This is a genomic window from Paenibacillus darwinianus, from assembly GCF_000598065.1.
Classification (GTDB): domain Bacteria; phylum Bacillota; class Bacilli; order Paenibacillales; family Paenibacillaceae; genus Paenibacillus_I; species Paenibacillus_I darwinianus.
Window position 1 is genome coordinate 1 of record NZ_KK082165.1, and the last position, 19,467, is coordinate 19,467.

General features: G+C 54.1%; 12 protein-coding genes. All 12 read left to right on the forward strand.

Annotation, left to right across the window (positions count from 1 at the left end; all coding sequences use genetic code 11):
• Positions 1 to 835 (forward strand): polysaccharide pyruvyl transferase family protein (locus BG52_RS09090; protein WP_036579807.1); only part of this gene is annotated, 835 nt, incomplete at its 5' end.
• Positions 836 to 846: 11 nt separating this feature from the next.
• The gene (locus BG52_RS09095) at positions 847 to 1,617 is read left to right on the forward strand and encodes a WecB/TagA/CpsF family glycosyltransferase (RefSeq protein ID WP_036579804.1); all 771 of its coding nucleotides are present in this window, start codon (positions 847 to 849) and stop codon (positions 1,615 to 1,617) included.
• A gap of 101 nt (positions 1,618 to 1,718) precedes the next feature.
• Positions 1,719 to 2,855 (forward strand): glycosyltransferase family 4 protein, encoded by a 1,137-nt coding sequence (locus BG52_RS09100; protein ID WP_036667139.1) that lies wholly within the window; start codon positions 1,719 to 1,721, stop codon positions 2,853 to 2,855.
• Between the two features lie 147 nt (positions 2,856 to 3,002).
• Entirely contained in the window at positions 3,003 to 6,617 is a 3,615-nt protein-coding gene (locus BG52_RS09105; protein ID WP_051602306.1) for an S-layer homology domain-containing protein, read from the forward strand.
• Between the two features lie 424 nt (positions 6,618 to 7,041).
• Positions 7,042 to 10,122 carry an S-layer homology domain-containing protein gene (locus tag BG52_RS09110; protein ID WP_036667140.1) on the forward strand — a complete coding sequence of 1,027 codons (3,081 nt, stop codon included), beginning with the start codon at positions 7,042 to 7,044 and terminating at the stop codon, positions 10,120 to 10,122.
• A gap of 129 nt (positions 10,123 to 10,251) precedes the next feature.
• Positions 10,252 to 12,765, forward strand: a complete 2,514-nt coding sequence (locus BG52_RS09115; protein WP_036667141.1) for a hypothetical protein — start codon at positions 10,252 to 10,254, stop codon at positions 12,763 to 12,765.
• Positions 12,766 to 12,951: 186 nt separating this feature from the next.
• The gene (locus tag BG52_RS09120) at positions 12,952 to 13,416 is read left to right on the forward strand and encodes a hypothetical protein (RefSeq protein WP_223298963.1); all 465 of its coding nucleotides are present in this window, start codon (positions 12,952 to 12,954) and stop codon (positions 13,414 to 13,416) included.
• A 112-nt stretch (positions 13,417 to 13,528) separates the two neighbouring features.
• The gene (locus tag BG52_RS09125) at positions 13,529 to 13,810 is read left to right on the forward strand and encodes an alpha/beta-type small acid-soluble spore protein (protein WP_036667143.1); all 282 of its coding nucleotides are present in this window, start codon (positions 13,529 to 13,531) and stop codon (positions 13,808 to 13,810) included.
• A 159-nt stretch (positions 13,811 to 13,969) separates the two neighbouring features.
• Positions 13,970 to 15,172, forward strand: a complete 1,203-nt coding sequence (metK, locus tag BG52_RS09130) for a methionine adenosyltransferase (protein WP_036667144.1) — start codon at positions 13,970 to 13,972, stop codon at positions 15,170 to 15,172.
• A 143-nt stretch (positions 15,173 to 15,315) separates the two neighbouring features.
• Complete coding sequence (locus BG52_RS14875) at positions 15,316 to 16,284, forward strand: Ig-like domain-containing domain (protein ID WP_081793720.1); 969 nt, start codon at positions 15,316 to 15,318, stop codon at positions 16,282 to 16,284.
• Positions 16,285 to 16,345: 61 nt separating this feature from the next.
• Positions 16,346 to 16,657: an S-layer homology domain-containing protein gene (locus BG52_RS09135; RefSeq protein ID WP_263280391.1), complete on the forward strand. Its 312-nt coding sequence runs from the start codon at positions 16,346 to 16,348 to the stop codon at positions 16,655 to 16,657.
• A gap of 173 nt (positions 16,658 to 16,830) precedes the next feature.
• The coding region (locus BG52_RS09140) for a phosphodiester glycosidase family protein (RefSeq protein ID WP_051602307.1) at positions 16,831 to 19,467 on the forward strand (2,637 nt) is incomplete at its 3' end.

Below are 19,467 nucleotides of genomic sequence, written 5' to 3' on the forward strand. Positions count from 1 at the left end.
GCTCGGCAAGCCGACGTTCATCTATTCGCAGGGCATCGGACCGGTTACCCGTCAATGGATGAACCCGCTGATCCGCGGCGTCATGAAGCGTAGCCGCTATGTATCCGTGCGTGACGCCGAATCGGCCGCGCTGCTTGCGCGGATGGGCGTCGACCGGGGCCGGATCGAGATCGTGCCCGATCCGGTAATGGGGCTTCCGCTTCCGCATGCCGAGGGTACGGAGGCTTCAGGAAAGGCTGGCGCGGCCGGGGCCGAGCCCGGCGGCGAACGCGTGCCGGTGGTCGGCGTGTCCTTGCGCGAGTGGCGCAAGGATGCGGCCGACTTGGCGCGCGCGGCGTCGGCCTTGGCCACGCTTGCGCGGCGGCGCGCGGTGCGGCTGCGCTTCCTGCCGTTTCATACGCCGGATGACGCTGCGGTGTCGCACGCGGTCATGTCGCAGCTGGGCGCGATCGGCGCCAGCACCGCCGAGGTCGCAGCGCCCGGCGAGGATCCGCAGCAAATGCTGCTGGAGGTCAGCCGATGCGACCTGGTGTTCGCGATGCGGCTGCACGCGCTCATCTATGCGGCGAATCAACAGGTGCCGATGCTCGGGTTGTCATATGACCCGAAGATCGATCAGTTTCTTGGCCGGCTCGGTCTGAAGGCGATTGGGACGACGGAATCGCTGGACGGCGAAGCTTTTGCCGACGCGGCGGAAGGGCTGCTGGACGAGGCGGGCGCCCAAGCGTGGCGGAGCCGCCATCAAGCAGCCATTCTGAAGCTGGAGCGGGAAGCGGAGCAGCCCGCGAAACAAATTATTCAATATTTGCGTCAAAAGATAGCGAGGTCGAGGTGACGAGCCGTTTCATGGAAGAGACATCAAGGCCGTATCCGACGGTTACCCTGTTCGGACTTCCGTTTTCCAAAATGAATATGCGCGAGACCGTCGACTACCTGGCCGATGCGATCGAGCACAGGAAGCCGACTCAAGTCATAACCGGCAATCCGATCATGGTCATGGCTGGGCTCGACGATCCGGATTATTACCGGGTGATGGCCGAGGCCGAGCTTATCGTGCCGGACGGCGCGGGCGTCGTATGGGCGTCCGAACGCGCCGGCGAGCCTGTTCCGGAGCGGGTGGCCGGCTTTGATCTGCTGCATGAGCTCATGCGTGAGGGCGAGCGGCGCAGATGGTCCGTCTATCTGCTCGGCACGACGCAGGAGACGATCGCGGAAGCGGCGCGCAAGCTGCAGGCAAGCTATCCGCTCGTCCGGCTGGCCGGCTATCGCAACGGTTATTTCGGGCCGGACGAGGATGCGTCTGTGGTCGAGGAGATTCGTGCGGCCGCGCCCGATATGCTGTTTGTCGCCCGGGCGCTCACGACGCAAGAGCCGTGGATCGGCCGCTACAAGCAGGAGCTGGGCGTTCCGGTGATGATGGGCGTCGGAGGGAGCTTCGACGTGATCGCGGGCAAAATGAAACGGGCGCCTGTGCTGTTTCAGAAGCTCAGACTTGAGTGGTTTTACAGGCTGCTGAAGCAGCCGACAAGGGCGTCGAGAATGCTTGCGCTGCCGAAATTCGCAGTGAAAGTGCTTCGCGCCCGAGAAAACCTCGCAAAACGCCCGCCCAGACCATGAAAAATTCGTTAAAATCGTGTAAATTGAATGAAAACGGGGTTGGCGATTCCTTTTCGATCGGAGTATAATCAATCCGGTATGAACTAAAGGGGAGTGTCCAAATGCCAGCAGGCGTATATTCCATCATCGGCTTTACCATTGCATTGATCATTGCGCTTATTCTGACACCGGTGGTCAAAAATTTCGCGTTTAAAGTCGGCGCCATCGACAAACCGAACGCCAGAAAGGTCCATACGCGAATTATGCCAAGGCTGGGCGGACTGGCGATTTATCTGGCTTTCGTCGGCACGTTCCTGGTGCTGTTTCCCTTCCTGCCCGATGGTTTGCTTAACCGATATGATATGAATCTGATCAAGGGCCTTTTGGTCGGCGGTACGATCATCGTCCTGATCGGGGCGCTCGACGACCGGTTCGAGCTATCAGCCAAAGTGAAGCTGCTGGGCCAGATCGCGGCTGCGTCGGTCGTCGTATTCGGCTTCGACGTTCAAATCAACCTGCTGAACATTCCATTCGGAGATACGATGCAGCCTGTGGCGGAATGGCTTTCTATTCCGCTTACGATTTTCTGGATCGTGGGCTGTACGAACGCCATCAATCTGATCGACGGTTTGGACGGGCTCGCCGCAGGCGTGTCCGGCATCGCGATTGGCACCATTCTGGTGATGGCCGGCTTGATGGGATCTGAACCTGTTATTCTGATGAGCGCCTTGCTGCTCGGCGGCATTATCGGCTTCCTGGTGTTCAACTTCCACCCGGCCAAAATATTCATGGGCGACTCCGGGTCATTGTTTCTCGGCTTCAGCCTCGCGGTTCTCTCAATGTTCGGTTTCAAGCAGGTGGCGATCGTCTCGTTCGTGACGCCGCTTCTGATCATCGGCGTGCCGATGGCCGACACGTTCTTTGCGGTCGTGCGCCGCATGGTGAACCGGAAACCGATTTTCGCACCCGATAAGGGCCATTTGCATCACTGCTTGCGCGAGCTGGGCTACAGCCATCGCCGCACCGTGCTGATTATTTACGGGATCGCCGCTTTCTTCGGCGTCTCTGCCATCATTCAATCGACTGTCATTCAATCCTCCGCGGCCAACTGGGTCACATTCGTCGTCATTGCCGTTCTTGTGTTTATTATGCAGATCGGCGCCGAGCTGATCGGTCTCGTCGACAAGTCGAAACGGCCTGTGCTCGACTTCATTCAGCGCTTGCGCATGAAGCTCGTTACCCAGTCGCGAGGCAAATAATAGCCCGGTAAAAATGAATCGCAACGCCAGAGAGCATACTTCCGCCAGGGGAGTGGGGCTCTTTTTTTATTCCTCGGCTACTAAATTTTCGGATGCGGTTGACCGATAACATTGGTACAGAATGTTTGACATAAGGAGGAAAATTTTGTGGCAACCCTGTGGAAAAGGATACTCAGTCCCGTTCTAGTCATCGCACTTCTCGTCACCATGATACCTTGGAGCAGATCGGCGTTCGCCGCGTCCGACTCGCTTTATTTTCAATTCGACAATCTGGGCAGCAGCGAGGCATCCGCGCCTGAGGTCATCACCAGCCGGATCACCATTTCGGGTTCGTTCACCGGTGTGTCGGCCAACAGTATTTCTTATAAAGTCGAGAAAATCGTGAACAAAGTCGTGGAGGAATCCTCGGCCGGCACGACAGCTCCGGTTATTTCGAACGGCCAGAGCTTTTCCTTTCCGAACGTGGAAATTTTTGAAGGTATGAACAAAATTACCGTCATGGGCAAAAATGATGCCGGCAACTCGGTTGAAGGCAGCGGTTATATTTTCTTCGGCAACAACCCGATGATCACGCAAATCAAGCTGTCGGATAACCGGCTGCTCGTGAGCGGCACGCCGCTTATCGTCGGCACGGCCAGCCCGGGCATTATCATCTCGGCCAGCAATGCCACGGAAGTGACGGTCAACGGCATACAGGCGTTCAGCGGCAGCGCCGGGACGTATACCACCACGACGCTCAATCTGACGCCGGGTCATAACCAGCTCGTCTTTGTGGCCAGCAACAACGGCAAAACCTACACGCTCACTCGGGAAATCGTATACTACGCGAATGCGCCTACGGCACACGGCATGACCGCGGGCTCCTTTAAACTAGACGGGAACCCGACGCTCTACATTACGGGCTCCCAGACGATTGCAGGCAAGCTGTCATTTGTGAGACCTTCGCCTACGCCGGCGACGTCACCCGCAATCACGCTGGAGATATCCAAAGGTTCTACGCTGTTGTCCACGTTGGACACGACGGTCAGTGCTGCGGTTTACTCGAATCCCGGCTATGTGGACTTTCCTTTCAGCTCGACGACGGCGTTCGATTTCACAGCCGGCGGCGAGGGCGTGTACAGCGTTCGGGTGAAAAGCACGCCCTGGGCCTCGCAGAGCGCCGCCAACTTTCCTTTGACGTTTACGAACACGGATCCGACAAAGCCGTATATCTCAAGCATCAGGCAATTATACGGCGTAACGGAATCAAGCACGAATGTCACTTATACGGACAGCCCGGTATTCACCGATAACATGACGGTGCTTCAAACCCCGCTTTACCTGATGCTTCAGACGGTTAACGGCAACGGGACACCTTCCCTGAAGGCTTACGTCGACGGTGTGGAGCAGACGTCTGCCGCTTTCAGCGCAACGCCGTTCACGTCTTCGCCCGGCGGCTTCACCGTGTACCGAATCAATAAAATGCCTGCCGGCGAAGTCCGATTGGAGTTCTCCGTGAACAATTCGTTGACGACGAAGTCGGTTACGCTTAATTTCTTGCCGGCGCCGTCCATCCAAATCACGAATTTGACCAACGGCAAGGTATTCACCAGCTCGGGGGAGCTTGCTAGCGCCGCAGTCGGCGGGGTGAAGGGCAAGCTGGTCAATTTCAACACAACCTCCGGATCGCCGGACCTGACCAGCGTCTACATTACGGTGAACGGGAAAACGGATCAGATTCCGATCTCCGCTTTGCCGGCGGCTCCTACTTTTGCATATACGGATGCGGCTAAACTCGCGCTCGTAGCCGGTCCGAACACAATAACGGTGTCGGGTACGGCCAACGGGGTTCCAGTTTCTACGACCATTACGGTTTATTTCTTGTCCGCCGACAAACCGTCGATCCTGAACATATTGCCGGTTCCGCGGAATGTTCTGCCGCAGACGCCGTATTTGGACGATCCGCAACAGAAGATTGTTCGGCAGGGAACGACCAGCCAGTATTCGACGGAAGAATTGAACATCGACGTTTTGTTTCACGCCACCAAGGTGACCGATCTTATAATTCAAGAGGATGGCCAAGTGAAAGCGACCGCCGCTGCAGGCGGTTCAGGTATGGTCAGCAGTGATACGAGCTATTTGATCGTAGATGACAGCTCGGAAGCGGACGGTAATCCGTACAAGCTGCGCGTGCTCGTGGGGCTCCCGGCCGTCGGCGGCTCCAAAAGCATCACGATTACCGGTCGAAGCGGGACCGTGACGGTCTCCGAAACGGTTACGATCTCGCGCGTCATTCCGCCCTACCGGATATTGTCGCCGAAGCTGCCGGAAGAAGCGGTCATCAACCAAAACTTTCTGGATGTCATCATACGGGCGGAAGGCGCAGACAGCATCGATATCGGCAAAGAAAGAATGAGGAAGGATCCGAACGACTATATTTTCCGCTACCAGGTCACCAAATTGAAGACAGGCAAAAACAAGATAGACTTTACGGTCAACCGGGGCAATCAGAAAGTGAAGGGAACGTTTAACGTCAACTATGCCGCTGATGATTCCGTGGGCGCACAGTTGATGGCTGAACTTACGTCTTCCGGGAAAATTTCCGCCTTCAAAGGCAATCTGACACTGTCGTTCCCGAGAAACACATTCCTGGCGCCGGCCAAGAAGGGGCTGAACGTAGACGGGTTGTTCGACTCGCAGAAGATCATGTTCGGCATCGCCGGACGCGACGGAAGAACGATCAAAACGGAGAATATCGACGGCACGATTACGCCGATCAGCACGAACCCGAGCGCGCAGAACCTGCTGACGCCTGTTGCGCAGTTCGGATTCATGTCCGAAATGTACTGGATCGACCCGGGTTCCGTGAATATGTCGTCGCTGAACGATTATAAATTCGTCAAAGGCGAGCATCCGTACAAGACGGGCGGCGACAACTTGCCGTTCTACGGCCGCAACGAACCGGATTATTGGCTGGTGCCGTCCCAGCGGGGGATCATTACGATCAAATATGACGAGGCTCTTCGCAACGAAGCGGCAGCCAATCTGGCGATTTGGCGGTTCGACGGCGTGCAGTGGATCAACCTCGGCGGTAAAGTGGACACCCGCAAAAAGACAGTCACGACCGATTTCGACGGCTTCGGCTTCTACGCCGTTCAAACGCTGCGCTACGGGCAGAACGACATCGTGAGCCACGAATTCGCACGCAACTCGCTTGAGCTCATGTTCGCCCGCGGAATCATGAACAAGAAGAGCGACAACGAATTTGGCGTATACGACAATACCACACGCGGCGAATTTGCGCAGTTAATGGTCAAAATGCTGAAAATTCCGCTGGACTACGATGATAACAACCTGACCTTCGACGATGTGCCTAACCTTGCGATTCCGGGCGCGCTATGGGATTACAAATACATCGAGACGGCGGTCCGCAAGGGCATCGTCCGGGGACGGGGACCGAGAATTTTCCTCCCTAACGAGCCGCTGACTCGCGAAGAGGCTGCGATCATGATCGCCAGAGCGACAAACCTGTTGAAGGGCAAGGAAGACCCTGCGAAAGACAGAGTCGCCCTGCAGAAGCTGTTCACGGATGCCAACCTGCTCAATTATTATTCGGTCAGCTCCGTGCTCGCGATCAATAAGGCGGGGTATATCACAGGCATTCCGAACCCGGTTAGCGGGGGCGCGAAGCCGACCTTCCGCTTCGATCCGCTGACGAACCTTAAACGCGCCGAAGCTGCGGTCATCGTGGAACGCGTGATGAAGAAAGCGAAGCTGCTATAAATAGGAACAATAGAGTAAGGTAAGAAGGAGAAAGGCCGGCTCGAGCAGCCAGGCTTTTCTTTTTTTCTTGGACCCTATTTCGCGTCGAGGCGCGGCGGTGTAGGCGCTACTGATCAAGCGAACGAGAGACGCTAAGGTTTTTAAAACTTTTTTTCGCAGCTCGCAACTTTTTCGGGAAACATGCGTTTATATACATGTAACTCGAAACGGGAAGCGGAAAACGGAGAGCAGAGCAGTAAATATAACTTTCTCTTTACGGTAGAATTCGCCCATTGTATAATGTTATAGTGCTGGGTCGAATCTACCAGATTTTTCTTCTTCGTTTTATGAGTTTCTGCGACATGTTCTTACATAGGGTTTAACGTGCACGCAGACACAATCTTTATGAATCGTGCTCTACTCTGGGAAGGGGGTGAATCGGCCGATGAGGGAAACGAGCCATCACATTTTTCAACAAAACTCTCAACAACCGAAGGATTTTAGAGGAGGAGAAAAAAAGGTTATGAAGAAAAGTTTATCCCTGCTCGTAGCAATTGCTATGGTTTTCTCGATGTTCGCATCCGTAGCTGCTGCAGCGACGGACGCGCAAGGCAAGTATGATGTACTTAAAGAGGCAGGCATCTTCACGGGCTTCCCGGACGGATCCGCAGGTCTCGACAAGCAAATGACCCGCGCAGAGTTCGCGGCGGTTATCGCACGCGCAATGAAGCTCGAAACGACGGCGAAGGCTTCTTTCGCTGATGTTCGCACAGCTTACTGGGCATCCGAGGAAATCGCGGCAGTTGCTAAAGCGGGCTACATGGAAGGCGTCGGCGCCAACAAGTTCAACCCGACTGCCCAAGTATCCGTTGAGCAAATGGCAACGATCGCCGCTCGTCTGGTGGGTCTGGAGAAATCCGACGCAGCAGTAGAAGGCCAAGTAAGCGGTTGGGCTAAAGGCTGGGTAGCAGCAGCTGTTGAAGCGAAGCTGATCCCTGCTTCCACGAACTACACAGCTATCGCTACGCGCGGCCAATTGGCTAACGCTACGTTCGCTGTTGTAAGCGAGATTGGCGCACTGATCTCCGTAACGGGCTACAAAGTCGTAGACGCGAAGAACGTTGAAGTATCGTTCTCCGACAATGAAACGGAGAAGGTAGCTCTGACGGAAGCGCTGAAAGTTGGCGACAACACGATCAAAGTTACGCACAAAGGCAAAGAGTACAGCGTAACGGTTAAGTTTGAGCAATTGGCTGCTACAGTTAAAGCTGCAGGCGCTAAGAAGCTGGAAGTTGCTTTCAACCAAGCGGTTGATACGGCGAAAGCTAACATCTCCATCAAGCGTGGCTCTAACTCCGTAGGTATTGCATCCACGACGTGGTCTGCTGACAAGAAGACGGCAACAGTTGAGCTGTCCTCCAAGATGGTTGCTGGTACGTACGACGTCACGGTTACTGGTCTTGACCAGACGGCAGCTACGGCTTCCGTAACGGTTGAAGCAGAAACTGTAAAAGCTATCGAAATCCTTTCCGATTTCGGCGCACTGGTTGACGGTACTGATGCCGACCTGATTGCTAACGATGCAATTGAAGTTGGCTACAAAGTAACGAACCAATACGGCGAAGACATCACGGCTATCACGACGCTTAACGCTTCGACAAGCGGCGCGTCGGTAGGCCTGACTGAAAGCACTGGAACTGCTAAGATCCAAGCTGCTGCTACGTTCGCAATCGATAACGTTGTTTCCCTGACGTTGATTCACCCGGGTACGGCAACAGTAGCTTCGAAATCGCTGAAAGTTTCCGGCGAAGCAAAAGTAGCTGAAATTGCAGTAACTGAGCTTTACCATGCAGACAAGAAGGCGCTGACTGCCGATTCGACTGCAACGGAGTACTCCCTGGTTGTTGAAGCGAAGGACCAATACGGCCGCGCTGTAACTGACCAGGCTAAATTGGACGCTGAAGTTATCGTTTCTGTAACGAACCCTGCTGTTGTTTCCGTTAACAGCCTGGTTAATAACAGAGCAGATTTCACTACACTGACGATCGACGGTAAAACAAAAACTGTTCTTCAATTGTCAGGTACGCCTACTGCGGGTACTTCCGTAGTAACGCTGATCGCTGCTGGTTCCGGCAATGCAAAAACGACTACGTTCACTTTGACGGTATCGGAAGGGCTGAAATCCAACAACGTAACGTTTGGTGAAGTAGGTCTGGTTGCTGTTGGCGAAGTTGTAAAGGTGCCTGTAACGGTAACGGATCTGGCTGGCAACGAAATCACGGATGTATCCGTACTGAACGGCGCTTCCAAAGGTGTTACAGTTACGGGTGCAACTTACGGTTCGTTCGCTAAAGACGCAGGTAAAGTTGTTTACCAGTTCACGGCGACTGCAGAAGGTCCACAGACTTTGACGGCTCTGTCGAAGAACAACAAAGTAGCTATCAAAACGATCGACATTAAAGCAGAAGCTAAACCGGCTGTTATCGTTGGTCTGGATAGCGATGTTAACACGCTGATCTTCAAAGGCCAGACACTGACCTTGACTGACGACAAATTGCGTGTAGAAGACCAGTACGGCCGCACGATGACGGATGCAGCGTTCGCAGCTGATCTCGATGCAGATGGTGTGGCAGCAGCTAACGAGTATCGTGTAGTAGTTGCCGATACGGCTGACGCTTTCATCACGCTGACGGGTGCAAACCTTGATGCACAGGCAGCAACGACGGTTGTACTGAACGGCGCTCAGAAAGGGTCCGAGTCTATCTCATTCAAGCTTCAGAAATATGTATCTGGTACGTGGACTGATGTAGCTGCTTCCCAAAACACGGTAGTATTCCGTACGGTTGAAATGAGCGACCTGTCCGGATTCGGCGTTGAAGATCTGGGTAAAATTTTCGATAACGCTGCATACGACAAGACGCTGTCCGTATTCGGTTTGACTTCCGACAATAAGAAAGTTGCGCTTCCTAACACGGCATTTACTGCACAAGCTTCCGGTGCTGTAGAAGTAGTTGGTGCTGATGTAATCAGCGTAGTAGCTGCACCTGGATTCACAGCTGACAAGAAAGAAGTTGAAGGTCAAGTTACCGTAACGATCAACGCTACGGGCGACCAATTCGTGAAGGCTGCAATCGCTACGAACGTAGCTCCTGCAGTTGACGTAATTGAAATTCGCGAGAACAGCGCAAAAGTAACGGCTGTATCCTTGGATGCTGCAACTGTTGGCGGAACGTTCAACATCGCCGACATCGCTGCTAAGCTGTACGCTAAGGATCAGTACGGTAAAGATGCAACTGTTAACGCAAGCACGGGTGTTATCACGTTTGCTGACGGTACAACTGTAACTCCTCGTCTGACGATTTCCGGTCTGGTTGACGGTAAAGCGGACGTTACTGCTCCGGTTATCGGCAGCAATGGTCTGGCAGCAGCTCAAATCACTAACGTAGGCGCTGGCGACAGCTTCAACGTTATTGTATCGGCTGGTTCCAAATCGACCGAAATCATCAAAGTTACGATCACGAACTAATTTTTCAGCTACAATGGAGGCTCCTTCGGGAGCCTTCTTTTTGTTTTTGTTTTTGTTTTGATTGGAGAAACAATTGGTGATCCTTATCCGTCTAACTATTAAGGAACTATGACAGGGGGGGAATAAGAAGTGAAAATCGGATGGATTAAGATGGGTATTGCAGTCATCATGTTCCTCACATTAGCAGTCTTACCGGTAATAGTTGAAGCTACACCTGTAAAGTCGAATAAGGATATGCAAGCAAAGGTATCTCAAAGAGCAATCTCGTTAGGGGGCAACAGTGATTTAGTGCTCCGTGATGCACATTTCTTGATGCAGGAAAAAGGCAAACTGCTATCCTTCACCCTTGTAATTATCAATAACGGCAAACAAGACCTTAACCTGCTGGATTACTGGATCAGAGTGAAAACAAAATCCGGCAAGTCATTTAAAACCTCCTTATCAGAAACAGATAGAGACACGAAGGCAATCTCTGCAAGATCTGCAGACAATCTTACATACTTTGCTGTGGTAGACCAACAGACTCAATTGAATGACATTCAGTTCGAAATCGTTAAGTGGGACTTCTCGGCAGCAGGCTATGAGCGTAAATTAGGAATGATCCAATATCCGTTCGGGCTTTCTCAAAGCACGCCCACTTTCAAAGATGAAATTATGCTCTTCGATAATACAAAAATACGCGGTGCGATAAAACAGGTGATAATGAGTCAGGATCAAACTTATGCTTATATCACGCTAAACTTGCTTGCAGAGAACATCGGCTTTCAAACCACTGATTTGTCAAAAATCCGTTTTGCGCTTCAAACAGAGAGCATGACGGTATATGAATTGGAATCAGACGATCTGAGCCAAACCAAGGTTCAGTCGAAAGAACGGAAAATCATAGCGCTTAACGCTGTCATACCGCTGGCCAGCGCGGGTAAAAAATTATCCTTGGTTATGGCTGTAATGGACGAAACGAACAAAGTTAAATTGCCGATCGGTGTTTTCCAAATGCCAATTTTTAAAGCGGCGACAGCGGCGCCGGCGCTGAAGCCAAAACTACTGTTCGTCAGCGGACAGCCTGTAGAACACACGGTTGGGCATGCATTTATCACGACAAATGATCTTGAACAAACCGTAAATCTTGACTATACGTTTATAAATAAGAGTCAATCAGCTTTTATGCTACCTGATTTGGAATTTTCGCTTAAAACAAAGGAAGGCATCCAATACCCTTTGGCTTACACAATAGAAGAGAAAAAACTGCAGCCAAATATAAAAAAGGTCATTACATTAAACGGTCAAATTCCAGCGGGCATTAATCCGGAAACGATGGAGTTAACTGTGCGTACCCCCTCCACAATTACAAATAGAAGTTCATTAATCGGTTTATTCACTATCGTTAAGGGTTCACAGGAGGGGATCGCAAGTGGAATCTACAATTATAATAATTATGACATTAAGGTAGAGTCGATCCAGCGTTTGCCCATAGATAGTTATGATATGTTGGCGGCCGACATCACGATAAGGAACGGTAGTCAGGTTTATAAGACGATTCCAGCGCTTTCCGGATACTTTACCATTAATGGGGTGAAGTTAAGCACTGAGCCAGCGAAGGTATTATTGGATAACAGCATCAATATTGCGCCGGGTCAGAGCTACAATATGATCGTGTACACCAAGATTCCGTATTCCACCACTATACAATCGATACAATTTGCACTTACGGAAGCAGAAAATGAGAAGACGCCAAAAACTTTGTATCGCTTTACTAATAACAAGGTTTCTGACCTGGAGAAGGTCAGTATCGATACGGTATACGAAATCAAAGGCTTGGGTAGCAGAGGCGCCGTGAAAATCACGAAAGCCGGCATCTATGAAAGTAATATTGACGAAATATTTTATGCGCAAATGGAATATGAGAACAAAGAAAATCGACCGATTGAAATTGTGCCGCTTGGGGGTTATATTGAAAATGGCGATGGTGCAATTTATTACCTGACTTTCTCGACCTACACTAAAAAAGTGAAACCTAACGGCAAAATAATGCTTTCCGCATGGGCTAACGTACCGACCCGATATGACAAATCTGACCTTCATTTAGTTGTGGGACAGAAACTAAATGCGAAAGCAGCTCCAGCGGCTCATGCAACAGATCCGGGAGCGGTTTCCGAAAACGCCATAGTAAAAGCCGTATCTTACGAGATGCCTCCTCATCGGTTGGCCAGCACACAAAATACGCTACAAAAGATTCCATATAAAAGCTATGGTTTATCACTTCATAATATCTTTGCTAATCTTTATGTGAGCGACCCGGATAATCCTCAAATCGTCGGGATGTCTTTGAATTTTAATTATGACTTATCCAAAGTGTTGGAGTCAGGTGAGACCGCGGAGGCGCATAAATTGGTAATTGAAGTTTTAAATCTGGATACGAAAAAATCGACCTTATCCACGGAATTCGAGTTGGATCTCGAACCGGGAACGGCCAGCACGCTGAAGGAAGGAACCGGGTTTGCGAAAAAGCTTATATTTATAGATGACAATATCAGTTCGAAGATTACGACTTACAATAAGTACCTGCTAAAAATCTATGATCAGGTAGGTGACCAAAAAGTAGTTTTGGCCAGCAAAGAACTGAAATGGTTTGTCACCGAATAGTGCAAAGGGTAGTTTGGTGAGCGATATTCATGTATCCTAATAAAAGATCGGTCTATTCTATATCGTGAACATCTTGAACCTATTTTAGATTGACTTATATAAACTACAGTGGGGAGGAGAAGAGTTATACAAATGAAAAAAGCTGCTTTTAAAAGGATAGTGGCCGTATTATTAATAGGGGCAGGTATGTGGAGCGGTTCACATTTAATCAGCCAAGCCGTCAGCGACACCCCCGGCTCCGTCGACGATCCTGTCGTAACGAAGAGCTACGTCGATAAGCTTCTAGGCAGCGGCGGCGGTAGCGGGGACAGCGCCCGGAAGGAGCTGCAGGCGATGATGGACGCGTTCAAGAAAGAGATGGAGGCTAACAAAGCCGGAACCTCATCGGAAGTCGTCATTGTAAAGCCGGGACAAACGTTGATGGCATCGGCAGGGGCGCAGTTCGTGCTGCGTGCCGGCAAAGGCGTGGCGTACAGCTCGGACGTCAACGGGATTTCCAACGTTACCGCAGGCACCGATATCAAGAGCGGCAATGCGGTGCCGAACAATCATCTGATCATATTTCCGCGCGAAGGCCGCGGCGTGATGCCTGACCCGGACCAGACCGGACCTTTAACGGTGCTCGTGCTAGGCGGCTATGAACTGAAATAACGATCGGATCGGTTCTCATCATAATTCTTCCCTGTTTGACAACAAGTGATACGCTTCAAAGCGACAAAACCTCGGCATACTAAGGCCACAATTTCATCAGGAGGTGCGCAGTATGCCAAGAAGATCGCGGAACATCAAAGTGGTGCCGGAATCGAAGCAGGCATTGGAGCAAATGAAGTATGAGATTGCAGCGGAGCTCGGGCTTGTGACGCCGGGCATGGGCGGCAGTGATTACAGCTCGGAATTCGCCGGCGAGCTGGGGGCGGGCATTGCGGCGGTTGGAGCAGGGCAGGTGCAATGGGCGAACCTGGCGACTCGAGATGCCGGGGCCGTCGGCGGGATGATTACCCGGCGGCTGATCCAGCAGGCCGAGCAGGCGCTTGGACGTCTGTAGCGCGCCGGCATGCGGTTACATTGACATCATCCGACATATCCGGTATCATACTGTCCTAGAAGCGTTGTCTAACAACCTTTTCCACCTCGGAAAAGGTTCATTTTTTGTCTAGAGCAACCGACATTATTTCATACTATGCTTATAGGAGGTCGATACGGGATGGCGACGACAGGTCGGCACTTGTTTACGTCGGAATCGGTTACGGAGGGACACCCCGATAAAATATGTGACCAGATTTCCGATGCGGTTCTTGATGCTTTTCTGGAGGTGGACCCCCATGCGCGCGTAGCCTGCGAGGTTTCCGTCGCGACAGGCCTTGTGCTTGTTATCGGCGAGATCAGCAGCCGCGCGGATTATGTGGATATCCCGGCAATTGTGCGGCGCACGATCAAGGACATCGGTTATACGCGCGCCAAGTATGGCTTTGACTCGAGCACATGCGCGGTTTTGACGTCGTTGAACGAGCAGTCTGCGGACATTGCTCAGGGCGTTAACGCAGCGCTCGAATCGCGTGAAGGAAAAGACGTTCAGCAGGAAAATGAAGACATCGGCGCGGGCGACCAGGGCCTGATGTTCGGCTTTGCAGCCAATGAGACGCCGGAGCTGATGCCGCTTCCGATTGCACTGGCGCACCGCATCTCCCGCCGCCTCTCGGAGGTTCGGAAGGACGGCACCTTGGATTACTTGCGTCCGGACGGTAAAACGCAGGTCACTATTGAATATGTGGACGGCAAGCCTGTACGCGTCGATGCGATCGTCGTGTCCACCCAGCATGCCGAAGAGGTTGCGCTGGAGCAGATCCAGCACGATATCCGCGAGCAGGTTATCGCACCGGTCGTTCCACAGGAATGGCTGGACGCCGATACCAAATATTATATCAATCCGACGGGCCGTTTCGTCATCGGCGGACCGCAAGGCGACGCCGGCCTGACCGGCCGCAAAATCATCGTCGATACGTACGGCGGATACGCGCGCCATGGCGGCGGCGCATTCTCCGGCAAGGATCCGACAAAGGTCGACCGCTCTGCAGCCTACGCGGCACGTTATGTGGCGAAGAACATTGTGGCCGCAGGTCTTGCCGACAAATGCGAAATTCAGCTGGCTTACGCAATTGGCGTGGCCAATCCGGTATCGATCAACGTTGATACGTACGGCACCGGCAAAGTAAGCGAAGACAAGCTTGTCGAAGTGATCCGCAGCAATTTCGACTTGCGTCCGGCAGGCATTATCAAGATGCTTGACCTGCGCCGGCCGATTTACAGCCAGACGGCCGCTTACGGTCATTTTGGCCGCACGGACATCGATTTGCCTTGGGAGCGCGTAGACAAAGCGGATAAGCTCAAAGCTGAAGCTCTCGCGTAATTGATCGATATTCATCATGCATTCAGCCTGCTTTGGAGGGTTTCCTCCTCAGCGGGCTGTTTTTGTTTCGAGAGGCTAAACTTCGCCGCCGCTAAAGCCGAAAACTAGGGTAGGACTGTATTAGTTAGGGAGTGGGATTCGTCATGACCCGGAAACGCAACAGCATTGCCATTTTTCTCGCAACGATACTCTTGACACAATGGGTGGTCACCGGACTGTACAGTGGTGTTCGGCCGTTGCAAGCCGCCCCAGGCGGACCTGTCTTGCTCGGAGTGTCGCCCGCCGACAATGCCTCGGCTGTGGCGCCGTCGGCCAATCTCGTGCTGACGTTCGATGAGAGTGTGATAAGGGGAACAGGCTCCGCTGCCGTGACCATTTATAGAGTATCGGACAATACGGCGGTCGAATCATTCGTCGTTTCGAGCAGCAGCCGCATCACCATTCACAGTGCCGCGAAAAATATCGTCACGATCGATCCCACGGCTGATTTTATTGCGGGGACGAGCTATTATGTTCTGATCCAGGCAGGCGCATTCAGGAATGAATCTGCGGCAATCAACTATGGCGGTCTCTCCACCGCCACGGGATGGAATTTCACGGCGGCTCCGTCGGATACGACGGCGCCTGTACTGCTCGCACGTTCCTCCAACGTTGATGCGGGGCAGCCGGTCGCGCTCACCTTCGATGAGCCGGTATATGCGGCCAACGGAACGGTGACCTTCACCAACACAGCCGATGCAAGCGATTCGCAGGTCGTTAACGTGATCTCCTCGCAGGTGACGGGAAGCGGCACTACTTCGATCCTCGTCACCCCGGGTACGCCTCTGCGCGCAAGCAGCAGCTATAATGTCACGGTATCGTCCGGCGCATTCCAGGATTTCGGCGGCACCAATTTTCCCGGAATGCTATCCGGATGGACGCTGGCGGTCCATGCGCCTCCGATGGCTATGCCTTCCTTCGCTCCGGCCGACGACAGCCTGGGGGTAGCCTTGATCCCGGGCGGCATTCGAGCCCGCAAAGTCGATCACCCGCGGCGAGTTCGCCACTTATATCGCCCGGGGGCTGGGACTAAGCGGCAGCAAGCAGGAGGCGGCCAGGTTCAAGGACGTTAATTCGTCAACGGCGATGGCCGCCTATATCGGAGCCGCATCGGCGGCAGGCATCGTTACCGGTATGCCAGACGGCACCTTCAAGCCGAACAGCCCGATTACCCGGGAACAGATGGCAGCGATGCTGATTCGCGCCGCCAAGGCGGCCGAAGTCGAGGTGCGGCTGCCGCAGAGCCAGGCAAGCTATCTGACCCGGTTCAAGGACAAGGGCAAAATTTCGGACTGGGCGCTCACGGATGTGTCAAAGGCGGTCGGCGCGGCCATGATCAACGGCGGGACCAACGGCAATTTCAACCCGCGGTCCAATGCGACAAGGGCTGAAGCGGTCATCATGCTGAAGCGGCTGCTCGTTTACGTGAAGTTTATGGATGAATAGGGTAATACCGCGTTTCGCCTCCCACAAACCCCGACCAGCATGGTTGAGGGTTTGTGGGAGGCGAAACGCTATCCGACAGCTGCAATCTTAAGATATTCTCATTTATCGTAACTTTTCGACCTCTCCAGGAGTCTATTACTAGTAGACTTGGAGATGGGAGAGATCATAGAACGATGCGCAGAACGATTCGCGGCAACCGGAATTCGGGTCGAAAGGGACGATCGAACGACCGTCGTCCGATGAGAAGCGTGCTTGTATGGGTCATCGGAGGCACGCTCTTGCTCCAGCCGCTGGCTGCGGGGAAAGCTTGGGCGAATGGAGACAAGGGCTCGGCCGCAGGCGCGCCAACGAGCGTTGCGGCGGTGAATACGGCGGAACCGAAGCTGACGGCGGTATTCGAAAATATTATCACATCCGGAGCGGTGCGAAGGGACTATGTATGGTCTTCGGTCCGCGGCGGCGCACCGGTCACCTCGACCGTGCGCGTCATCGAAATCGATCTGACGAATCCCTATGTTTCGCTTAATGCGATGAACGGCAAAGGCGGGACGCTGCCAAGCAAAGCGACGGTTGCCTCGATGGTGAAGGAGACGGGAGCGGTGGCCGGCGTTAACGCGGACTATTTCGATACGGCTAGCGCGGAGGCGACGCCCTTCGGCGCGGTAATCGCAAGCGGAGAGCTGGTGAAAAGCCCGCGGCAGCTGGAGGGTATGTTCATGTTCGCCGTGACGGCCGACCGTGTTCCGATGATCGACAGGTTCACGGTGGAAGGCACGGTGGCGACGGCCGGCGGCGCAAGCTTCCCGCTGGCGGGGATGAATGAAGCGGCATACCGCACGGAGCCGAATGCGGGTTACAGCCATGTGAATGCTTTATATATTTACACCGACGTATGGAAGGCGGCCGAGCGGCCGAATACGGCAAGCAGCGCCAGCACGCCTACCGAAGCGCTGGTGGTGGACGGCGTGGTGACGCAAATAGCCGATAAGGCGACGCTTAACGTGCAGCCTCCCGCCAACGGGTATATTTTGCGCGGACATGGGACGGCGGCGGCATTCCTCCGCGAGCAGCTGACGGTAGGGACGGCTGTCACCTCCGATCTGAAATTGAAATCGGTCGCCTCCGGCACAACGTTCAGCCCGTCATCGTTCCAGATGATGGTCGGGGGCCATACGATACTGGTCAATGAAGGCAAGCCGTCTTCGTTCTCGCGCAATACGGGCAGCTTAAGTCCTACGTCGGGCCGGGCGCGTACGGCGGTCGGCTATTCGAGGGACAACAAGACCGCTTATCTGATCACGGTGGAGGACAGCGGCAGCAGCGCGGGCATGACGATTGCCGAGCTGCAGAAGACGATGGCGGCGCTCGGCGTGTGGAAAGGCATCAATCTGGACGGCGGCGGCTCGACGACAATGATCGACCGGCCGCTCGGGGAATTCGACACGAAGCTGTCGCATCCGACCGAGGACGGCGGCGCCGGCACCTATCAGCGTCCCGTCGTGAATGCGATCGGCGTCTATTCGAATGCGCCGAAGGGCTCGCTCAAGGGGATTAAAGCGAGCGGGAAAGGCATCCTCTTCATCGGGGAGCAGACCGAGTATGCCTTGAAGGCTTACGATACGTACTTCAATCCGCTCGATCCGGCGGGGATCGCGGCGCAATGGAGTCTGGACAAGCCGGCGGTCGGCAAGCTGTCGGGCGGTATCTTGACGGCGGCCGCGCCGGGGCAGGCGACGCTCACGGTCAAGTCCGGCTCGGGATCGGACAAGCTGCCGATCGAGGTCATCGGCGAGCGCAGAATCGTCAAGATGAGCATTGAGGCCGGTCCGGCCGAGCTCAAGGCAGGTACGATTGTCGATGTTCCCGTGAAAGTGGCGCTTGACGACGGTTCGACCTATACGATTCCTGCCGGCTCAGTCGATTGGGAGCTCCGCGGCTTCACGGGCAGCGTGCAGAACGGCACGATCCGCGTCGATGGGGTGAAGGCCGGCGCCAACGCCGGCTATGCGATTGCGCGGTATGACGGTTACTCGGCGCTGCTTCCGTTTGCGGCAGGCAGCACCGATAAACCATTCGAGCGCTTCGAGAGCCCGGCGTACGGCATCACGTCCGCGTCCGCGCCTGCTGCGGTAACGAGCGGCGTCGACACGGTCGGTGGCCTGCCGGGCGGCGACGGTTCCAATGCCTTGCAGCTGCGTTACGATTTCTCGACCAGCGTCGAGGACCGGACGAAAGCGGCTTATGCCGTATTTAACGGCACGGGTGTGCCGCTGCCGGACAGTCCGACCGGTATGGCGGTGGATGTCTATGGCGACGGCAGCCGCAACTGGCTTCGAGCAGCCGTGACCGATTCGACCGGGAAGGCGTTCATGGTCGATCTGGCGCAATCGGTCGACTGGACCGGGTGGAAGACGGTCCGGGCCGATTTTACGATCCATGACATGAAATACCCGATCAAACTGAAAAGCTTGTATATCGCCACTTTGAAGGAAGGCCAGGACGAACGGGCGATGTCCGGAGAGCTGGCATTCGACAATTTGATGCTGCAAAGCGCGGCTTCGCCCACCCCGGTGAACCAGGCCGCAATCGTCCTGACGTTGGGCAAAAAGTCGGCTGATGTCGACGGTGCGGCAATAAAGCTGGACGTTGCGCCGCTGGCATTGAACGGGGTCTCGTATCTGCCGTTCCGCTTTGTGGCGGACGCGATGGGGGGCCAGGTGGGCTGGGATCAGACGGCAAAGCGCGTGACCGTGCTGCGAGGCGACAGGCTGCTCGAGCTGCGGCTTGGACGCGACGATCTGGTGCTGAAC

Bases quoted from the DNA above. Each gene is read 5' to 3' on its own strand.
- BG52_RS09100 (WP_036667139.1), top strand. From the start codon at position 1,719: ATGCCAGCAGGCGTATATTCCATCATCGGCTTTACCATTGCATTGATC.
- BG52_RS09120 (WP_223298963.1), top strand. From the start codon at position 12,952: ATGTGGAGCGGTTCACATTTAATCAGCCAAGCCGTCAGCGACACCCCC.
- BG52_RS14875 (WP_081793720.1), top strand. From the start codon at position 15,316: ATGACCCGGAAACGCAACAGCATTGCCATTTTTCTCGCAACGATACTC.
- BG52_RS09095 (WP_036579804.1), top strand. From the start codon at position 847: ATGGAAGAGACATCAAGGCCGTATCCGACGGTTACCCTGTTCGGACTT.
- BG52_RS09135 (WP_263280391.1), top strand. From the start codon at position 16,346: ATGCCAGACGGCACCTTCAAGCCGAACAGCCCGATTACCCGGGAACAG.
- BG52_RS09125 (WP_036667143.1), top strand. From the start codon at position 13,529: ATGCCAAGAAGATCGCGGAACATCAAAGTGGTGCCGGAATCGAAGCAG.
- metK (WP_036667144.1), top strand. From the start codon at position 13,970: ATGGCGACGACAGGTCGGCACTTGTTTACGTCGGAATCGGTTACGGAG.
- BG52_RS09110 (WP_036667140.1), top strand. From the start codon at position 7,042: ATGAGGGAAACGAGCCATCACATTTTTCAACAAAACTCTCAACAACCG.